This window comes from Lentilactobacillus parafarraginis DSM 18390 = JCM 14109, from assembly GCF_001435895.1.
Taxonomy (GTDB): Bacteria; Bacillota; Bacilli; order Lactobacillales; family Lactobacillaceae; genus Lentilactobacillus; species Lentilactobacillus parafarraginis.
On record NZ_AZFZ01000063.1, the window covers coordinates 1 to 16,257 of the forward strand.

The 16,257-nt window shown below is 49.0% G+C and carries 15 protein-coding genes and 2 pseudogenes; 8 read left to right on the forward strand and 9 right to left on the reverse strand.

The window, feature by feature from the left end; genetic code table 11:
- Positions 1-185: hypothetical protein (locus FD47_RS15875; protein ID WP_235806084.1), on the forward strand; the 185-nt coding region annotated here is incomplete at its 5' end.
- A gap of 94 nt (positions 186-279) precedes the next feature.
- Here FD47_RS15875 and FD47_RS11895 read toward each other — a convergent pair.
- Together FD47_RS11895 and FD47_RS11900 are read right to left on the reverse strand one after the other, a co-directional pair.
- Positions 280-2,135: pseudogene (locus FD47_RS11895) on the reverse strand (FAD-binding protein).
- Positions 2,136-2,285: 150 nt separating this feature from the next.
- Complete coding sequence (locus tag FD47_RS11900) at positions 2,286-4,127, reverse strand: FAD-binding protein (RefSeq protein WP_056980721.1); 1,842 nt, start codon at positions 4,125-4,127, stop codon at positions 2,286-2,288.
- A 215-nt stretch (positions 4,128-4,342) separates the two neighbouring features.
- Between FD47_RS11900 and FD47_RS11905 the strand changes: the two genes are divergently transcribed.
- The gene (locus FD47_RS11905) at positions 4,343-5,260 is read left to right on the forward strand and encodes a LysR family transcriptional regulator (protein ID WP_054736090.1); all 918 of its coding nucleotides are present in this window, start codon (positions 4,343-4,345) and stop codon (positions 5,258-5,260) included.
- Between the two features lie 18 nt (positions 5,261-5,278).
- Entirely contained in the window at positions 5,279-6,127 is an 849-nt protein-coding gene (locus FD47_RS11910; protein ID WP_056980722.1) for a CPBP family intramembrane glutamic endopeptidase, read from the forward strand.
- A gap of 55 nt (positions 6,128-6,182) precedes the next feature.
- On the opposite strand, the gene phnW is transcribed toward FD47_RS11910, so the two are convergent.
- From phnW to FD47_RS11935, 6 genes and pseudogenes are all read right to left on the reverse strand, one after another.
- Positions 6,183-7,268: a 2-aminoethylphosphonate--pyruvate transaminase gene (phnW, locus tag FD47_RS15880; protein WP_404820073.1), complete on the reverse strand. Its 1,086-nt coding sequence runs from the start codon at positions 7,266-7,268 to the stop codon at positions 6,183-6,185.
- Positions 7,269-7,325: 57 nt separating this feature from the next.
- Positions 7,326-8,075, reverse strand: a pseudogene (gene phnX, locus FD47_RS15885) (phosphonoacetaldehyde hydrolase); the annotation flags it as partial.
- A 24-nt stretch (positions 8,076-8,099) separates the two neighbouring features.
- The gene (locus FD47_RS11920) at positions 8,100-8,972 is read right to left on the reverse strand and encodes a PhnE/PtxC family ABC transporter permease (protein ID WP_054736083.1); all 873 of its coding nucleotides are present in this window, start codon (positions 8,970-8,972) and stop codon (positions 8,100-8,102) included.
- A complete protein-coding gene (locus FD47_RS11925) occupies positions 8,969-9,772 on the reverse strand; it encodes a phosphate/phosphonate ABC transporter permease (protein WP_054736081.1) in 804 nt (267 codons plus the stop codon). The genes FD47_RS11920 and FD47_RS11925 overlap by 4 nt, the downstream gene beginning before the upstream one ends.
- A gap of 9 nt (positions 9,773-9,781) precedes the next feature.
- Positions 9,782-10,537 (reverse strand): phosphonate ABC transporter ATP-binding protein, encoded by a 756-nt coding sequence (phnC, locus tag FD47_RS11930; RefSeq protein ID WP_054736079.1) that lies wholly within the window; start codon positions 10,535-10,537, stop codon positions 9,782-9,784.
- A gap of 12 nt (positions 10,538-10,549) precedes the next feature.
- Entirely contained in the window at positions 10,550-11,572 is a 1,023-nt protein-coding gene (locus tag FD47_RS11935) for a phosphate/phosphite/phosphonate ABC transporter substrate-binding protein (protein ID WP_054736077.1), read from the reverse strand.
- A 301-nt stretch (positions 11,573-11,873) separates the two neighbouring features.
- Between FD47_RS11935 and pdxS the strand changes: the two genes are divergently transcribed.
- Positions 11,874-12,764 (forward strand): pyridoxal 5'-phosphate synthase lyase subunit PdxS, encoded by an 891-nt coding sequence (pdxS, locus tag FD47_RS11940; protein ID WP_056980723.1) that lies wholly within the window; start codon positions 11,874-11,876, stop codon positions 12,762-12,764.
- 362 nt (positions 12,765-13,126) lie between these two features.
- Positions 13,127-13,681, forward strand: a complete 555-nt coding sequence (pdxT, locus tag FD47_RS11945; RefSeq protein ID WP_056980724.1) for a pyridoxal 5'-phosphate synthase glutaminase subunit PdxT — start codon at positions 13,127-13,129, stop codon at positions 13,679-13,681.
- Positions 13,682-13,766: 85 nt separating this feature from the next.
- Here the strand turns inward: pdxT and FD47_RS11950 are convergent, their stop codons facing one another.
- Entirely contained in the window at positions 13,767-14,087 is a 321-nt protein-coding gene (locus FD47_RS11950) for a hypothetical protein (RefSeq protein ID WP_054736092.1), read from the reverse strand.
- A gap of 220 nt (positions 14,088-14,307) precedes the next feature.
- Here FD47_RS11950 and FD47_RS11955 point away from each other — a divergent pair, with 220 nt between their 5' ends.
- From FD47_RS11955 to FD47_RS11965, 3 genes are all read left to right on the forward strand, one after another.
- Positions 14,308-15,240: an L-lactate dehydrogenase gene (locus FD47_RS11955; RefSeq protein ID WP_054736075.1), complete on the forward strand. Its 933-nt coding sequence runs from the start codon at positions 14,308-14,310 to the stop codon at positions 15,238-15,240.
- A 310-nt stretch (positions 15,241-15,550) separates the two neighbouring features.
- Complete coding sequence (locus FD47_RS11960; RefSeq protein WP_054736072.1) at positions 15,551-15,814, forward strand: AbrB/MazE/SpoVT family DNA-binding domain-containing protein; 264 nt, start codon at positions 15,551-15,553, stop codon at positions 15,812-15,814.
- Positions 15,811-16,212, forward strand: coding sequence for a type II toxin-antitoxin system death-on-curing family toxin (locus tag FD47_RS11965; protein WP_054736070.1), 402 nt, complete (start codon positions 15,811-15,813; stop codon positions 16,210-16,212). The genes FD47_RS11960 and FD47_RS11965 overlap by 4 nt, the downstream gene beginning before the upstream one ends.
- Positions 16,213-16,257 lie beyond the last annotated feature (45 nt).

Genomic DNA, 16,257 nt, shown 5'->3' on the forward strand with positions numbered 1-16,257 from the left:
AAAAAGCTTGTTTTAAGACAGACCCTAATCTGTTCCATCATCCCAACCTCAAAAGGTTAGCTTTCCTTCCCTGCACCTCCAATCAAAAACAAATCGTTACCGAATCTTGTGGTACCGAATTAAATACGGTTGAAGCTCAATTGAACTATTTGGTTTATTTAGTATATATTGTTTATACTAATTAATCAATCACAAAAAAAGTGTTGTCCAAACATTTCCGATAAATGTTTGAATAACACTACTTTCACGTGAAAAATCATTTTTTATCAATCATACAGATTATTTAGAACTATCCGTACTTGCCGATTCCGCTTTCTTGAGCGCATCCTTAACTGCCGCCTTTAAGGCTTGGCTTGAAACGGATGCCCCTGAAACTGAATCGACGTCAACGGTGTTTTTAGCAACCATTTGCTTTGGCAGCTCAGCCATCGCCTTCAAACCGACGTCCTCGCTTTCACTCTGCTCCAACACTTCAACGTTTGCCAGCTTATGATCATCAGTCAGCGTGACCCGAACGACGACCCTGCCGCCAATGCCATCATCGTTTTCACCAATGTATTGGTTAGCTTCGGTCGGGTAATCCGGTTTCTGAGTTGCTGCCAGATCGCTGGTCAGTTTCGTCGTGAATTTGGAAGCCGTCGTTGTCGTATCAACGGCTTGATCCGCTTGATCAGGAACCGCCTTTTCTTCGGCCGCATTCTCCCCGGCAATTTTTCCAAAGATCAGGCATTCCGCAAGGTTGCCGCCGCCCTGATACTGGTTGGCACAAATGCCACCTAATTCGCCAGCACTGTACAGATGCGGGATTGGCTGGCCCGCGGAATCCACCACTTCTGCGTTGGCGTTTCGGCGCGGGCCGCCCTGGGTATTCAGCATTGTTTGCACCAGAGGGACCGCATACAGAGCACCCTTACCAAACGGAACCATTGACTTTGCCGGCCGATGAAATTCGGGATCCTTCCCCTTCTCGGCGGCCTTGTTGAAGCGTTTGAAGGTCTGGTGAAGCACCTTCGCGGAAACCTGAAGCTTTTTAGCTAACTCATCAATTGAGTTAGCTTTAATCAGATTGTCCAAATAGGGTTGATACTGGCCAATGATTGGATCCTGATCAAGCTGCTTCTTTTGGTGTTTGTCGAAAATCAGATATGGGTGATCCTGATTAAGCGGCACCTTCCACTGACCGTGGTTGAATAAGTGGCCGTGCCGATTGGGCTCCGCTTCGTTAAAGTAGCGGGAACCATCATCACCGATGACAAATACTCGGCCCTGGCTCACCAGCTGCTGGCTAATCATCAGCCGGGCCCGTTCGCCCGGCTTTACCGCAAACGCCATCCCGTGAAGCAGGCCCAACGATTCATAATTGTGCATATGCCACATGTCAGCCCCAACCTGCTGGCCGAGTTTCAAGCCAATGCCCTTATTGTAGAGGGTTCCAAGTGGTGAGAGATGCGAGGCTCCCAGATAGTCTTCGATGTTTTGCTGATTATTTTCAAAGCCACCGGTGGCCAGAACAACCCCGTTTTTAGCCGCCACACGAAGTGTTTTCCCATGACGGGCAATCACCACGCCGGTCACCGTCTTGCTTACGGGATCTTGAATCAATTGTTTGCCTGGCGTTTCGTAAAGAACATCAATTTTGTCAGCCGTTTGGTAACCTGGCCTTTCAAATTCCGCCAGAGCGCGCCGTCAAAGAAATTATGGGTAATCGTGGTGGTATCGTAGCTGGCCGACCCTGGAAACTCCGGGAATTCCTCAACGATCGGGGCAACCGGTCCCTTGTAGTCCAAGGAGTCGTGCTTCCAGCTCACTGGTTCTTCCCCTAAATAGCGCTTCACATAGTCGCGAATCCCCATCATCCCACGAACGTACGTCTCAATCATGCTTTCATCCAAGTGCATTGGCGCCGTTAATGCTTTGTAGTAGCTCATGAGGCCGTCAAAATTTTCACCCGTGCCAATCAGCTGTGCTGAATACCGTGTGTTACCGCCTTCGTGGCCTTCCGGTGCGGCGTCCACTAAGAGAACGGTTGCCCCATTATCGGCAGCAAACCTTGCGGCTGTCGCGCCAGCGCCGCCAAAGCCCAAAACGACAACATCGTAAGTTGCGTCCCACTGTGCCTGTTGATCATTTACCATTATTAAGAACCCCTTCATATCAATTAATTTAAATCCACCCATATCTTACCATTTATAACAGCGCTTTCATCACGCGATTTACAAAAAAGCAACTTATTTCACATGTCGTTTCCGCCACATTTTCATAAGTTGCCTTTCAATCAACCACGATTAGCTTTCAACTGAATTTTTCGCCTTTTCCTCGGCGTTTCTAACGGCACTCTTCAACGCCCGGCTTGAGGATGAAGCCCCCGAGATGGCATCCACGTCAACCGTGTTGGCCGCCACCATCTGCTTAGGCAGTTCCGTCATGGCTTTTTGACCAACGTCCTCGGATTCGGATTCTTCCAGCACCTCAACATCCTTCAACTGGTTATCCCGGTACGTGATCCGAACGACGACCCGGCCACCGATGCCAGCGTCACTGATGCCCAAATACTGATCCTTGCCAACGGCGTACTTGCTGAAAACGCTGGCTTCATCAATGTCACTGCCGCCAAGGTCCCCCGTTGTGACGGTTGGGGTCGTTGGACGACTGACTTGATCGTCCTTTTTAGCAGCCGCATTCTGTCCGGCAATTTTACCGAAAATCAGGCACTCGGCAAGGTTGCCGCCACCATTATACTGGTTGGCGTTAATCCCACCGAACTCGCCGGCACTGTACAGGTGCGGAATTGGCGTGTTAAATGCATCCAGAACTTCAGCCCGTTCGTTACGCTTGGCCCCACCCTGCGTGTTCAGCATCGCCGTTGCCAGTGGGGTTGCGTAATACGGACCGTCGTCAAATGCCCGCATTGAATCGCCGCTGCGGTTCAGGGCCAGGTCCTCGCCATTTTCAGCAAACACACTGAACCGGTCAATCGTCTGCTTAAGGGTTGTTGGGTTGGCCTTGATTTTATGAGCGAGGGAGTCAATTGTACTGCCCTTCACCGTGATGTCGAAGAAGTCTGGATAAGGCAGCTTACCGCTTTCCTTAATTTGGCGGTACTGAGTCTGGTCAAAGATCAGATGGGGGTGCGAATAAACGGTTGGGTTCTTCCAGCTGCCGCCCTCAAAGGCGTGACCGTGACGGCCATTTTCATCTTCACGAACGTACCGGCTGCCATCATCGGCAGCGACGAAGATACTACCGTGGGAAAGGTCGGGCCACGGGCTCAGAATGAACTTCCCGCGGGCTTCCTTCGGATTCTCAAAGGTGAAGCCGGTATCAAAACCGAAACCTTCAAACGACTTCATGTGCCATAAACTGGCGCCGACTTCCTGAGCCATGGCAATCCCGTCGCCCTTGTTATAGCGGGTACCGATCACCTTCAGCTTGGGAACGCCAATGAAGTTCTGAATGGCGTCATTGTTGTTTTCAAAGCCGCCCAGTGCCATCACGACCCCGTTAGCTGCCTGAACGTCAACAAGCTGACCATTACGCTCGATCTGAACGCCAACGATCGCCTTTGTCTGCGGATCTTGAATCAAGTGCTTAGCTGGAGAGGCCAGCCAAACGTCAATCTGCCGGCTGCGTTTGACAACTTGGCCCCGCAAGGTCTTCCAAAGGGAGGCATCGAAATAGCCGTCGTGAACGGTCGTCAGGTCAACGGTATCGGAACCTTCAAATTCAGGATATTCCGGCGACAACCCGTTGGCAAAGGCTTCGAAATCAGGATCGCGGTGAACCTTGTTGTAGGAAACCGGCGCCTTGATTTCCAAGTACTTCTTGAAGTAGTCGGGAATGTGGACCAATCCATCAACGTAAGTATCCAACATCTTTTCATCAATCTTAATTGGACCAAACAGTTGTTTAAAGTACGTTTTCATCTTGTCAAAATCATATCCGGTCAGCACAACCTGGCCGGCATAGCGGGTATTGCCGCCCTCGTGGCCTTCCGGTGCCGAATCGATCAGCAATACCTTTGCGCCATCATCAGCCGCGAACCGAGCGGCGGTTGCCCCCGCGGCCCCAAATCCGACAACGATAACGTCGTAAGCTGCTGCCCAGTGATTATTTGTTGAGTCTGTCATGATAATACCCCATTTCGTTTGATTGTCTTTATTAATCCTTAATCGGAAAGTGCCATTTACGTGATTTAATGAGCATGGTTGTGTAAACGGTTCCAACTGTATGCTTCCATTATCCCGCGAATTTCCACGAAGTAAAATGGTTTTCCAGTTGAATTTTTATGCCGCCAGCGGCATACTTTAAGCAAATGAAAACGTCATAAACAGGAGGCCAATTCATGGATTCCTTAGACCGAAATCGGCAATTAATCCGGATACTGGAAGCAATTCAAGCGTTCGGAAGTATTTCTAAGGCGGCCGAAGCATTGTTCATTACGCAGCCAACATTAAGCAAAATTATTCGCAAAACGGAAAATCAATACCAAATTTCCCTGATTGATCGCACCCAGCATCCCTTCACCCTCACGCCGGCGGGCACCTACTACCTCAAGAAAACCAAGCAACTGGTTCAAGATTACCAAATTATGCGCAATCAGTTGGCGCGACTGGCAGATACCACCTCCGAGACCCTGACGATTGGCGTGAACGAGTCACTCGCCCAACTGGTATTGCCGCCGGTTTTGACGGATTATCACCAGCAGTTTGCCGATGTTCACATCCAGCTCATCGAAAAGCCGGCCCGCCAACTGGAGGCTGATTTACTGGCCGAAAAATTGGACGTTTATATCGGCATCGCCCCAGCATTTAATCCAGAATTAAAGCAAAACCGGCTTTACACCGACAGTGCGGTCCTGATCATCCCGCCGGCCACAGCTCGGGATCTCCCCAACCAGCCCGTCAGTGATATCAGTGCGTTTATCAACGATCAAGATTTCATCATGGAAACTGAAACGTCGAGCTTTCAGCGCCTGGTGGCCAGCTACCTCGCCAAATACGACTGCCGGCCTAAAGTCGTTGTCCGCACCGCCAACATTACCACGGCTTTTCAACTAGCAATCGGGGGCCTCGGGGCAACCATTGTGCCAAAATCTTTATTATTGAGTCAACCACGGGCCGTTTCGTATGGTAAAATTCAAATCAAGCAGGTGGCCCTGCCGCTTGACGTCACGGTTTCTCAGAATCGCAACGTTCCTCAGAGCCCGGCAAGTCGCCACTTCATCGCGACCCTGCAGCAGCGATTTTCACCCACTCATTAACGAAAGAAGGCAGTTCTAGTGGCTTCCCCACTTCATTTTTGGCGAACCCTCGCCGACATTGTCATGGTCAGCCTCATGACCATTATTTGGATCATCATTTCACAACTCACAACGTTTCTCCAAAGTAACGCCAACACCCCCATCAATGACTGGCTATTCATGATGGGCGAAATTGTTGGGGTTGTCGCAATGATCTTTACATATCGAAGGAGTCCCGATATCATGACCTTTTCCCGGGACCAGGTTCTTAAACGATACGTCACGGCTTTCTTAGCCGGAACGTTGACGTTTGCCAGCTGTTGGCTCATCAGCGTTGGGTTAGGCGGCTTCACCGTCCGATTTATCATGACGGGTACTTCGGCGGGCTGGGCCTTTTTGTTTCTCATCGGCTTTGCCATTCAGGGTCTGTTTGAAGAACTGGTGTGCCGTGGCTACATCATGGGCCACTTTTTAAAACGGCACCAGCCACTGCTGGCAATTATCGTCAACGTTGGTATCTTTGCCGCGCTTCACAGCCTGAATGCCGGCATCGACGCCCTGGCTGTAGTGAATCTGATCCTCTTTGGTCTCTTCATGTCACTAATGCGTTTGAAATGGCAAAATTTATGGATTAACGGTGCCTTTCACTCGGCGTGGAACTTTGCTGAAGGGGTGGTATTCGGCACTGCCGTGTCCGGCACCGTCAACGTCGGCGCGGTGTTCAAATCCGTTCCAGTGACTGGAAAAGCCCTGATAAATGGCGGCACGTTTGGCATCGAAAACACGGTGATCTGCACTGGCATCTACCTCGTCATGGTTGGTTGGCTTTCATTCACGTATCGCAATGAGCTCCGGCGAACAATCGCCCAATACCGCCATGCTTTCTAATCCGCACAAAAAATTCACCTCATCGATAATGGGGTGAATTTTTTATCATCAAGCGTTAAACTTCAACGACGCTGTACTGCTTAATCAGTTCCAGCAACTGGTCAATATCCGGCGCAAACACCTGGCCAATATTGCCAATCCGGAAACTGTCGATGTTCGACACCTTCCCCGGATAGATAATGAAGCCGTTCTTCTTTAGGTATTCGTACAAAGCTTGAAAATCAAACTGTTGGCTGGGGTATTTAAACGACGTGATGATTGGGGACTGAACATCGGCTTTAATCACCGGTTCATATCCCAACTTGGCCATTCCTTCCCGCAACTTGGCTTCATTTTCCGCGTACCGCCGATTGCGGGCCGTAACGCCGCCGGCCGCGTTCAATTCTCGAAGCGCCTGCAGGAATGCATACACCACGTGGGTTGGCGATGTAAAGCGCCACTTGCCGTCATGCTCCTCAAAGGTGCGATACTGATCGTACAAGTCCAATGCCAGCGAGCGCGCATTTCCCTTTGTTTGATCAATCGTCGTCCGTTTGGCGATCACCAGCCCGAAACCGGGAACCCCCTGCACACACTTGTTGGAACTGCTAATAAGGTAATCCAATCCCAAATCAGCCGTATTAATCGGCACCCCGCCAAAGCTGGACATCGCGTCAACGATGGTGGTAATGCCCATGGCGTGAACTTTTGGAATGATGGTTTCAATCGGATTCAAAATCCCGGTGGTCGTCTCACAGTGAACCACCGCGAAATGGGTTACTTCCGGATGAGCGGTTAGTTCCGATTGAATCCGTGACCAGTCGGTAATTTCATCTTCGGCAAAGGCCACGTCAACGTGGCGGATATCAAGATAGTCGGCAATCTGCGCCATGCGCTGCCCATAAGCGCCGTTAATGGCGATCATCAGAACTGCATTCTTTTTAGGAACGGCGGTGCCGAGCGTCGATTCAACGGCAAACGTCCCGCTGCCCTGCATCAAAACCGCGGCGTAGTCCTCCTGAGGCGCGTTGGCAAGCTTGAGCAGCTCAGCTCGGACCGCTTGCGTATCGCGTTTGTACTCGTCATCCCAAGTGCCGTGATCAACCAACATTTGGCTTTTGACTGTCTCACTGGTGGTCAGCGGCCCTGGTGTCAACAAAATCGGCTCCGGTGTTGGCCGGTTGGCTTCAATAATATCAAGGGCGGGAATCAAGCGAATCAGGTCATCAATATTTGAAATGACGTAGTCGGCGCCGGCGGCTTTTAATTGCGAAGCAGCCTTAGTCGTTACCGCGCGCTTCTCGGATGCTGATAACAAGTCATACTCCTTTTCGGATAAGCCCACCTGGTTGCCGCCAACGACAACGCCGACCGCGATCGCGTGGGCCTGTTTGGCTTCCAAAATGTCGTTGACCGTGTCGCCAACCTTAATGGTCTGTCTTGGATCGTTGACGCCCAAACGTTTCAGCGCATACAGCAGCATATCCGCCTTTGGTCGGCCAACCCCATTTGTCTGCTCGGAAGTCACGTTAACCTGGGGCTGATACCCCTGCTTAGCCGCTAATGGAATGACCCGGTCAAGCATCGCCTGAGTGTAGCCGGTCGTCGAGCCAACCTTAATCCCCTGTTCCTCGAGGTAGGTCATTAAGGCCTTAACGCCGGGTTTCAACTTGGCCGTTTCTGCCAAAACGGTCACAATGTCGCTTTGGAACTGCCGATAAATTTGGATCACCGCTTCCTCGATCGGAATCGTCGGGTACTTCGCCTCCCACTTGGACTGAATTTCAGGCTGGGCCATCATTTTTTTGACGTGGGTCAGCTTGTCAAGACCGAGGTCCTGGCGGATGTCGGCCGTTGGAATATCAATATCAAAGTGGTGAAATGCCTGCTGAAAGGCAATGATTGGTGCCTGACTGCCATAATCAATCGTGGTCCCAGCCCAATCAAAGATAACTGCTTGAATCATCATAATCGCTCCTTATGTCAAATTCACTTACTTACCAGCCCGTTTAATGTATCGTGTACGTAATTTATATGAAATAATTTCCAGCGGAATCGTAAACGCTAAGATCAGATAAACGATCATCCCCACTTCATGAAAATCAAAGTAAAACCCGCTGGCCATGAATAACTGGTAGCCAATCCCGCCAGCACCAGCCGCTGCCCCCACAGCGACCGCGTTGGCAAAGTTGATTTCAAATCGAATGAACGTCCAGCTCAGAAAACTCGGCATGACGGTCGGCAAGATCACCTGACTTACCAACGGCCAAAAACCAACGCCCATCGCACGCAGCGCCGCCAATGTGTCCTTTGGCAGCTCATCGATGCTGTCAGCGTAAACTTTCACCAGGTAGGCAACGCTGTGAAAGGTCAGCCCAATCACGGCCGCGTTGGCCCCTAGTCCCAAAGCGACACTGTAAATCAGCACCCACAAAATAGTTGGGATGGCCCGGACAAACGCCATGGCGCTTTGCACAATATCAATCAGCCACCGGGGCGCTAAATTGCGTGATGCCATTAAGGCAATGAAGAAGGCAAAGATCGCCCCAATCAGGGTTGTCAGGAAGGCCAGCGCGATACTTTGGACTAACGCCCCAACCAGGCTGCCAAAGCTGGTGTTGGAAACGGCCGGATGAAGGAACATGATTCGAATATTGTCAATCAGCCCCTGAGTTGCGGCCACTAAATTGACGCCCTTTGGGATAATCGTTGGAACGGTGGCCAGCGTTGTAACCATTAAGAGCATGATGACCCCGTAGATGGTTCGCCTGCGCTTGTCTTTCAGCCGAAACGACAGGTTTAACTTGGGCATCACCGGTCGTGAAGCCGGCACCACGCCGAGCTGTTTTTCAGGCTTACTAATCATGCCGCAATCCTCCTTTCAACATAGTTGGAAACCAGTTCAACGGCAATGACCAGAATGATAATTGCCAATACGACCAGCCCAGCCGGACCGTATCGCAAACTCTTAAAGTACAGATCAAAGACAAAGCCGATTCCAGTCCCCGTTAACAGCCCCACCAGGGTGGCATCCCGAATGTTATTTTCAATCATGTACAATAACCAGGAAATGAGCGGCGTTGTAATTTCCGGCAGGACTGCTTGAGAAATGACTTGCAGATAACTCGCGCCGGTTACTTGAAGCGCCTGGATCTTTTCAACATCCACGTCTTCGATAGTTTCCATAAATGCCCGGGTCAGAAAGCCAACACTCAGAAACAACAGGGCCAGGAAGCCGGTAAAGTCATTTTGCTTAAATGAAAATAGCAGCAGCATTGCCCAGCCGACAATCGGAATGTTTCGCATAATTGAGGCAAATCCGCGAATCACCCAGCTTAACGTTCGACTGGGGCCGGTCGATTTGGCGCCCAAAATGGCGAGGACCAACGCCAGGACCCCGGCCACGCTGGTTGCGGCAACCGCCACCACGAAGGTTCTCAGCAGTGCTTGGGTGATGGAGTACCAATACGTAATGGATTGACTAGTTGGAATGAAATTTTGAAATAGCCAGATCATTCCGCGATCTAAGTATAAGAATGCGGCCGAATTGAAATTCAAGATGACGGCCGCACCCACGTACAGAACGCCGAGAAGTCCAATCATAATGGACAGCCTGACGCGCTTCTTCAGAAAGAAATTTGGTTGCTTTGATTGCCGAATCTCCATGGTAGCCTCCTATCCAACAGCGACGGGTGCATCGCTGACATAAATGTTTTCAATATCGCGATCGGTTGCCGTGGCAGTGGCGCCATCAAAGACAATCCGGCCGTTGTTTAACCCGATAATGTGGTCCGCGTACTCCTTGGCAATGTCAACCTGGTGCAAGTTAATCAGAATCATCATGTGCTTCTCGTCTGCTAATCGCCGCAAGATTTCCATCACCATAGTGGTTGACCGGGGATCAAGAGAGGCGATCGGCTCATCACACAACATCATCTTGGGATGCTGCATCAGCGAGCGGGCAATCCCGACCCGCTGCTTTTGGCCGCCGGACAGGTCACTACAATATTTGAAGGCAAAGTCAGCCAAGCCAACCTCGTCAATTAACTGCAGTGCCTCCTGCTTTTCGTCCTTTGAGTACAGGGACAAAACGCCGGCAAGCGTGGATTTACGGGCCAAACTGCCGTGAAGCACGTTTTCAATGGTCGTTAGTGACTCAATTAAATTGTAATTTTGAAAGATCATGCCAATTTTTGACCGAGTCTTTTTAAGTTGCCGATGATTGAGCTTGCGAATGTCCTGACCATCAAATAAGATTTCGCCGCTGTCATCAACAATCAGCTGATTGATGCTTCGAAGCAGGGTGGTTTTCCCGGCCCCGGAAGGCCCTATAATGGCGGTTACCTCCCCTTCCTTGGCAGTTAACGACACATCGGTCAGTGACCGCTTGCCGCCATCATAAGTTTTTGACAACTTATTAATTTCCAGCATACTGCTCCTCCTTTATTCGCCCAGAATGTTGTGGGTTGGTTTGTACCACTTATCAGTAATCGCAACGAATTTTGTGTTGCCGACCTTGGTAAATAACCCGCGGGTCTTAGCGTTTGCCGGCGCAAAGAACAATTTGTTATTCGTCACGCTCTTCGAGGTCAACTGCTTGATAATCTTATTAATATCGCTTTGGCTGACCTTGCTCTTATTGACAGCCAATGGTTCGTCCTGCACCTTGTAAGCGGCGATGGCAACTGATGATTTCCCACGAACGCTGGTAAACGGCGCCGGCGCGTTATTGTTAATCTTGAAAATTGCCCCCGGTTTGTCCGAATTATTTTGGAACTTGCCATATTGGGTGAGATCCATATCGTCAAAGGCGGCGACGTCGGCGTCACCCTTTAACAGGTTAACCGCCGATCCCTGATGAGACTGGCCGTAGAGAACCTTACTGAAGAACTTGCCGCTCTGGGCCAAATCGTCGGTACTCTTGAGATTGAAAGCCTTCTTGATGGCACCGGCGGGAATTGAGAAGCCGGAAGTTGAAGTGTTTGAGACAAACGACATCCGTTTGCCCTTAATGTTCTTTAATGAATACTTGCCGTTCACCTTGTATTTTGCGGCCTGTGACTTTGGTACCATAATATAGCTGTGATAATAGGCATCCTTTAACGTTCCGGATGGTCCGGAATAGGTCACCAGCGGTTGAACATCCTTGCTTTGTTTGCGGGCTTGGATGTAGCCATCAGGGCCCATCAGCCCAATCTGGGCCTTGCCCGAAGCTAATGATTGAATGGCCACGTTATAGTCGGTCGTGGTGACCACGTTGACTTTTTTACCAGTGGCCTTATGAATTTCTGACGTCAGCGCCTTTCGGGCGGCATCCTCTTCCTTAGCCGAATCACTTGGTAGAAAGACGACGTTTAACGTGTCGGATTTTTTCCCGCCATTGGCAACCGGACTACTGCAGGCTGCCAACGTAACTGACATCCCAATGAGACCAGCAGCCACCATTGCTCTTTTCCAAATGGTCATAGTGAAATACCCCTTTACTGATTTATTGAACAGAACTTATTTTATCGGGGCAATGTAAACATTTGGCAAACTCTGGGTAAATGAATGTAAAGGGTTGGTTAATAATCAATCCGGTTATGTAAATTCTTGATAAATGAGCCGATGATCCCCTTTATCATTGACAAATGGGCGTGAAGACCATATGCTAATAAAAATGAGATCAATACTAATAATCGGCGAGAATATGTGGTACATAGCGAACTAACGATTAGTATTTCTTTAATAAAAAGTTGTTTTACATTACCTTAGGAGGTTATGATTCATGGCAAAGCAAACTGTTGGTACCGACGCTGTCAAACGTGGGATGGCGCAAATGCAACAAAACGGGGTCATTATGGACGTTGTGAACCCGGAACAGGCAAAGATCGCTGAAGACGCGGGCGCCGTTGCCGTTATGGCATTGGAAAGAGTGCCTGCCGATATCCGTAAGGCCGGCGGGGTTGCCCGAATGTCGGACCCAGCAATGGTTGAATCCATCATGAATGCCGTCTCAATTCCCGTCATGGCCAAGGCGCGAATCGGCCACTCCGCTGAAGCCCGGGTTCTTGAAGCTGTCGGGGTTGATTATATCGACGAAAGTGAAGTGCTCACCCCCGCTGACAACCAGTATCACATTTTGAAGAGTGACTACACGGTGCCATTCGTTTGTGGCTGTCGCAACCTGGGTGAGGCCCTCCGGCGAGTCGGTGAAGGAGCCTCAATGTTACGGACAAAGGGTGAACCGGGTACGGGGAATATCGTCGAAGCGGTGACCCATATCCGCGAAGTTCAGACCCAAATTCGGGACGTGGTTGCTGCCAAACCGGATCAATTGATGACAATTGCTCGCGATTTAAAGGCCCCATACGAATTGGTTAAACAAGTCCATGACGAAGGTAAATTACCGGTCATCAACTTTGCTGCCGGTGGCGTGTCCACCCCAGCTGACGCGGCATTGCTGATGAACCTGGGAGCCGACGGAATCTTTGTCGGTTCAGGAATCTTCAAGTCAACCAACCCATCAAAATTTGCCAAGGCGATTGTCCAAGCAACGGCGCACCCAACCGATTACAAGCTAATCGCCGAAGTTTCAAAGAACTTGGGCGACCCAATGAAGGGAATTGACATGTCCGAGTTGAAGACGGAAGATATGATGGAAAATAGAGGAGTGTGACGAGACCCGGTTAGATGCGGTGTCTAAGGGTGAAGCAGTGGAAATCCCGGTCTTGGATTTGTACTGCTTTACCCTTAGACGTTAGCATCTGGGTCGTCGGAACACGTTCAGAGTGTGACGAGCAACGGTAAATGCGGTATCTAAGGGTGAAATGATGGAAATCCCGGGTTTGGATTTGTATCATTTTACCCTTAGATGTTAGCATTTGTTGCGTCGCCCCATGGGGCTAGCCAGCACATTCTGTGCGGGCGTCGAAACCCGTTCGTTCAGGAGTGTGACGAGCAACGCACGCCCCCTCTTCACTTCATTAATAAAAACTAAAAGCATTCATAAACTAATCAAACCGGAAAGGAGCCTCCAATATGATCGGAGTCTTATCATTACAAGGCGCAATCAATGAACACCAAAAGGTCCTCGATAACCTGGGCGTTGACAACCGAGCCGTTCTGGAACCCACAGACCTCGAAGGCTTAGACGGCCTGATTATCCCCGGCGGTGAAAGTACAGCCATTAAAAAATTAATGGTGTTTAACGGGTTATTCCCCGCCATCAAGAAATTGGTTCAAAATGGGCTGCCAACCTTCGGGACCTGTGCTGGAATGGTCCTGCTGTCTCAGCCGGAATCATTTGATATGATTGACGCGACCGTCGTCCGTAACGGGTTCGGCCGTCAGCAGCAAAGTTTCGAAGAGGACTTGGCAATTCAAGGACTCGACGGGCCGTTTCACGCCGTGTTTATTCGGGCCCCCTACCTCACAAATGTTGGCAGTGACGTCAAGGTTCTGGCAAAAATTGACGATCAGGTTGTTGCGGCTACCAAAGATAACGTCTTAGCGACCGCTTTTCATCCCGAATTAACGCCTGATAGCCGCCTTCACAAATATTTCATTGAAAATTTCGTTCACCAAACGGTTTAATCATCACCACTCAAAAACGCCAATCAGCTTGCAAAAATGCAACGCTGATTGGCGTTTTTAGATGGATCGTTAAATTAATATATCATTAGCCGTTTACCAACAATTCCATTTGTCCCTTCTGAGGAGCAAAGTTAATTCCTAGTAACGGTTCGCGCAAGATCTTCCCGTATTCATCGAGCACGTCATCGGGAAGTGGTGTATGGTTCTGTAACGACGCGATCACTTCGCCGGCATCATGAGCCGAACTTAGATCAATAAATAAATTCACTTTGTTGACGACGTCTCTGAATAGGTCAGTCAGTAGGCCGTTGGGTTTCCCAGCAACATCCGTAATCACCACTTGCGTTGAATCAAAGCCTAAATGGTTAAAGCTCACCATTTTTAGTACATCGAACAAATTATTCACGGCGTCCAAGTCCCTTCATTACACTTACCTTATCAAATATTATAGTCGTAACAAGTTCACAAAGGCAAGCAATTCCCCCGTTAATCTAAGAATCCAACGTGACGGACGACTTAAATCTAGTTGATCCATGAGTTAAAATCTCATAACATTAAAATATCATTTGGAATATTCTTAATCAATGTTATACTGGTTTTATTCTTAAAATTATGAGGTGGATTATATGACAAGAAAAGTCGGCATCATCGGATTGGGTCACGTTGGCTCAACCATTGCAAATTACATAGTTACCGGCGGTTTTGCGGACGAATTAGTGTTAATCGATACCAACGAGAAAAAGGTTAATGCGGACGCAACGGATTTTCATGATGCAATGGCTAACCTGCCATTTCATACTAACATCACCGTGAATGACTATTCGGCGATCAAGGACGCTGACGTGGTCATTTCCGCCGTTGGCAATATCAGCCTGCAAAAGGACAATAAGGAACATGACCGGTTTATCGAACTGCCATTTACGAAGGTAGCCGTGAAATCGGTTAGTGAAAAGATCAAAGCATCCGGATTTAACGGCATCCTGATTGACATCACAAATCCATGTGACGTCATCACCACGATGTACCAGCACTTTACCGGGCTTCCAAAGAATCACGTAATGGGCACTGGAACGCTGCTCGATTCTTCACGGATGCGGCGGGCGGTTTCTTCAGAATTAGGCATTGACCCTCGCTCAGTTGGCGGATATAACCTCGGCGAACACGGGAATTCTCAATTTACCGCGTGGTCATCGGTTCGCGTTTTGGGTCAACCAATCACCGAAGTCGCCAAGCAGCGCAACATCGATTTGGCCAAATTGGACGAAGTTGCCCGCGCCGGCGGCTACACCGTCTTTCACGGCAAGCATTACACCAATTATGGGATCGCTGCGGCGGCCGTGCGCCTCGCCAATATTATTATGAGCGACGCCAGAAGCGAAGTCCCAGTTTCCAACTTCCACGAAGAATACAACACCTACCTGTCCTACCCGGCGATTGTCGGGCGCGACGGGGTCATCGAGCAGCTGCATCTTGGCCTCACCGACGACGAAAAGGAAAAACTAGCAACTTCCGCAAACTATATCCGAACCCGGTTTGAAGATACGGTTAAAGATATGTAGGATTAGTTAAAAAATCAATTAAATCGTTCGTTCAGAGGACCGACGCAACCGACAGTTGTTTCGGTCCTTTTTGACGTCAACGAACATCCCTCGATAGGCGGTCACGACGAACTCCGTGTAAAATTTTAATACTGCTTTTTTTACACAACCTTCATCAAATTTGTACGGATACTCTACGGTGATCCTGTCAAAAATAAGAACGAAATCTGACACAAAGTAGCCATAGGACGGATTAAAAGATTAATGATTGTAATGGTTGACAATGTGTGTACACAACCATAATATGTACATACAGAAAGGAGCCATTACAATGCAGAATTCATCAACTATCAAAACAACCACCAAGGTTTTTTCGAACGGTAATTCAGACGCAATTAGAATTACTAAGAAGCTTAAAGAAGCTATGAAACTAACTGCCGGTGACGATGTTGAATTAACCTTTAATTCCGCCACCAACAAGATTGAAATATCTAAGGCCAACAACGAACCAAAAGTCAGTCCGGGATTTCAAAAAAGATTTGATCGCCTTTATGCTGAGAACGCAGATTTGATGGAACGATTGAAAGACCTATGAACTATCTAACTAAAGACGATTTAATTGAGATTAACCGATTAGTAATTGCAGCGGCGCAAGAAGGGACGGTCGGTGTGGCAGACCCACATGGGTTAGAAACCATTGTGCAGCAACCTAGCCAACAATTCTTTGGCCGAGAAGCTTACCCGAACATCTGGCTTAAAGCTGCATTTCTACTTCAAAAAATAACCAAGAAGCCCGTCTTCTTTGATGGTAATAAACGAACCGCATTTATGGCCACCGCATTCTTTTTGGATCTGAATAACTACTCTTTAAAAGTGTCGGCCCAAGATGGCCAAGATCTAGTTATGGAAACGACCCTATCCGCTGATACTGAGGAACAGATGGTCAAAATTGCGCTTTTTATTAAGGAAAACTCGACACTAATCACCAGATGATTTATTTAGTCATCTTTTTCCCCGATTTAAAATTGAAGTGCAACA

What these genes read in the sequence shown, in the direction of transcription:
- FD47_RS11900 (WP_056980721.1), bottom strand. Translation starts at nt 4,127, where the DNA reads ATGACAGACTCAACAAATAATCACTGGGCAGCAGCTTACGACGTTATC.
- FD47_RS11905 (WP_054736090.1), top strand. Translation starts at nt 4,343, where the DNA reads ATGGATTCCTTAGACCGAAATCGGCAATTAATCCGGATACTGGAAGCA.
- FD47_RS11920 (WP_054736083.1), bottom strand. Translation starts at nt 8,972, where the DNA reads ATGATTAGTAAGCCTGAAAAACAGCTCGGCGTGGTGCCGGCTTCACGA.
- FD47_RS11925 (WP_054736081.1), bottom strand. Translation starts at nt 9,772, where the DNA reads ATGGAGATTCGGCAATCAAAGCAACCAAATTTCTTTCTGAAGAAGCGC.
- phnC (WP_054736079.1), bottom strand. Translation starts at nt 10,537, where the DNA reads ATGCTGGAAATTAATAAGTTGTCAAAAACTTATGATGGCGGCAAGCGG.
- FD47_RS11935 (WP_054736077.1), bottom strand. Translation starts at nt 11,572, where the DNA reads ATGACCATTTGGAAAAGAGCAATGGTGGCTGCTGGTCTCATTGGGATG.
- pdxS (WP_056980723.1), top strand. Translation starts at nt 11,874, where the DNA reads ATGGCAAAGCAAACTGTTGGTACCGACGCTGTCAAACGTGGGATGGCG.
- pdxT (WP_056980724.1), top strand. Translation starts at nt 13,127, where the DNA reads ATGATCGGAGTCTTATCATTACAAGGCGCAATCAATGAACACCAAAAG.
- FD47_RS11955 (WP_054736075.1), top strand. Translation starts at nt 14,308, where the DNA reads ATGACAAGAAAAGTCGGCATCATCGGATTGGGTCACGTTGGCTCAACC.
- FD47_RS11960 (WP_054736072.1), top strand. Translation starts at nt 15,551, where the DNA reads ATGCAGAATTCATCAACTATCAAAACAACCACCAAGGTTTTTTCGAAC.
- FD47_RS11965 (WP_054736070.1), top strand. Translation starts at nt 15,811, where the DNA reads ATGAACTATCTAACTAAAGACGATTTAATTGAGATTAACCGATTAGTA.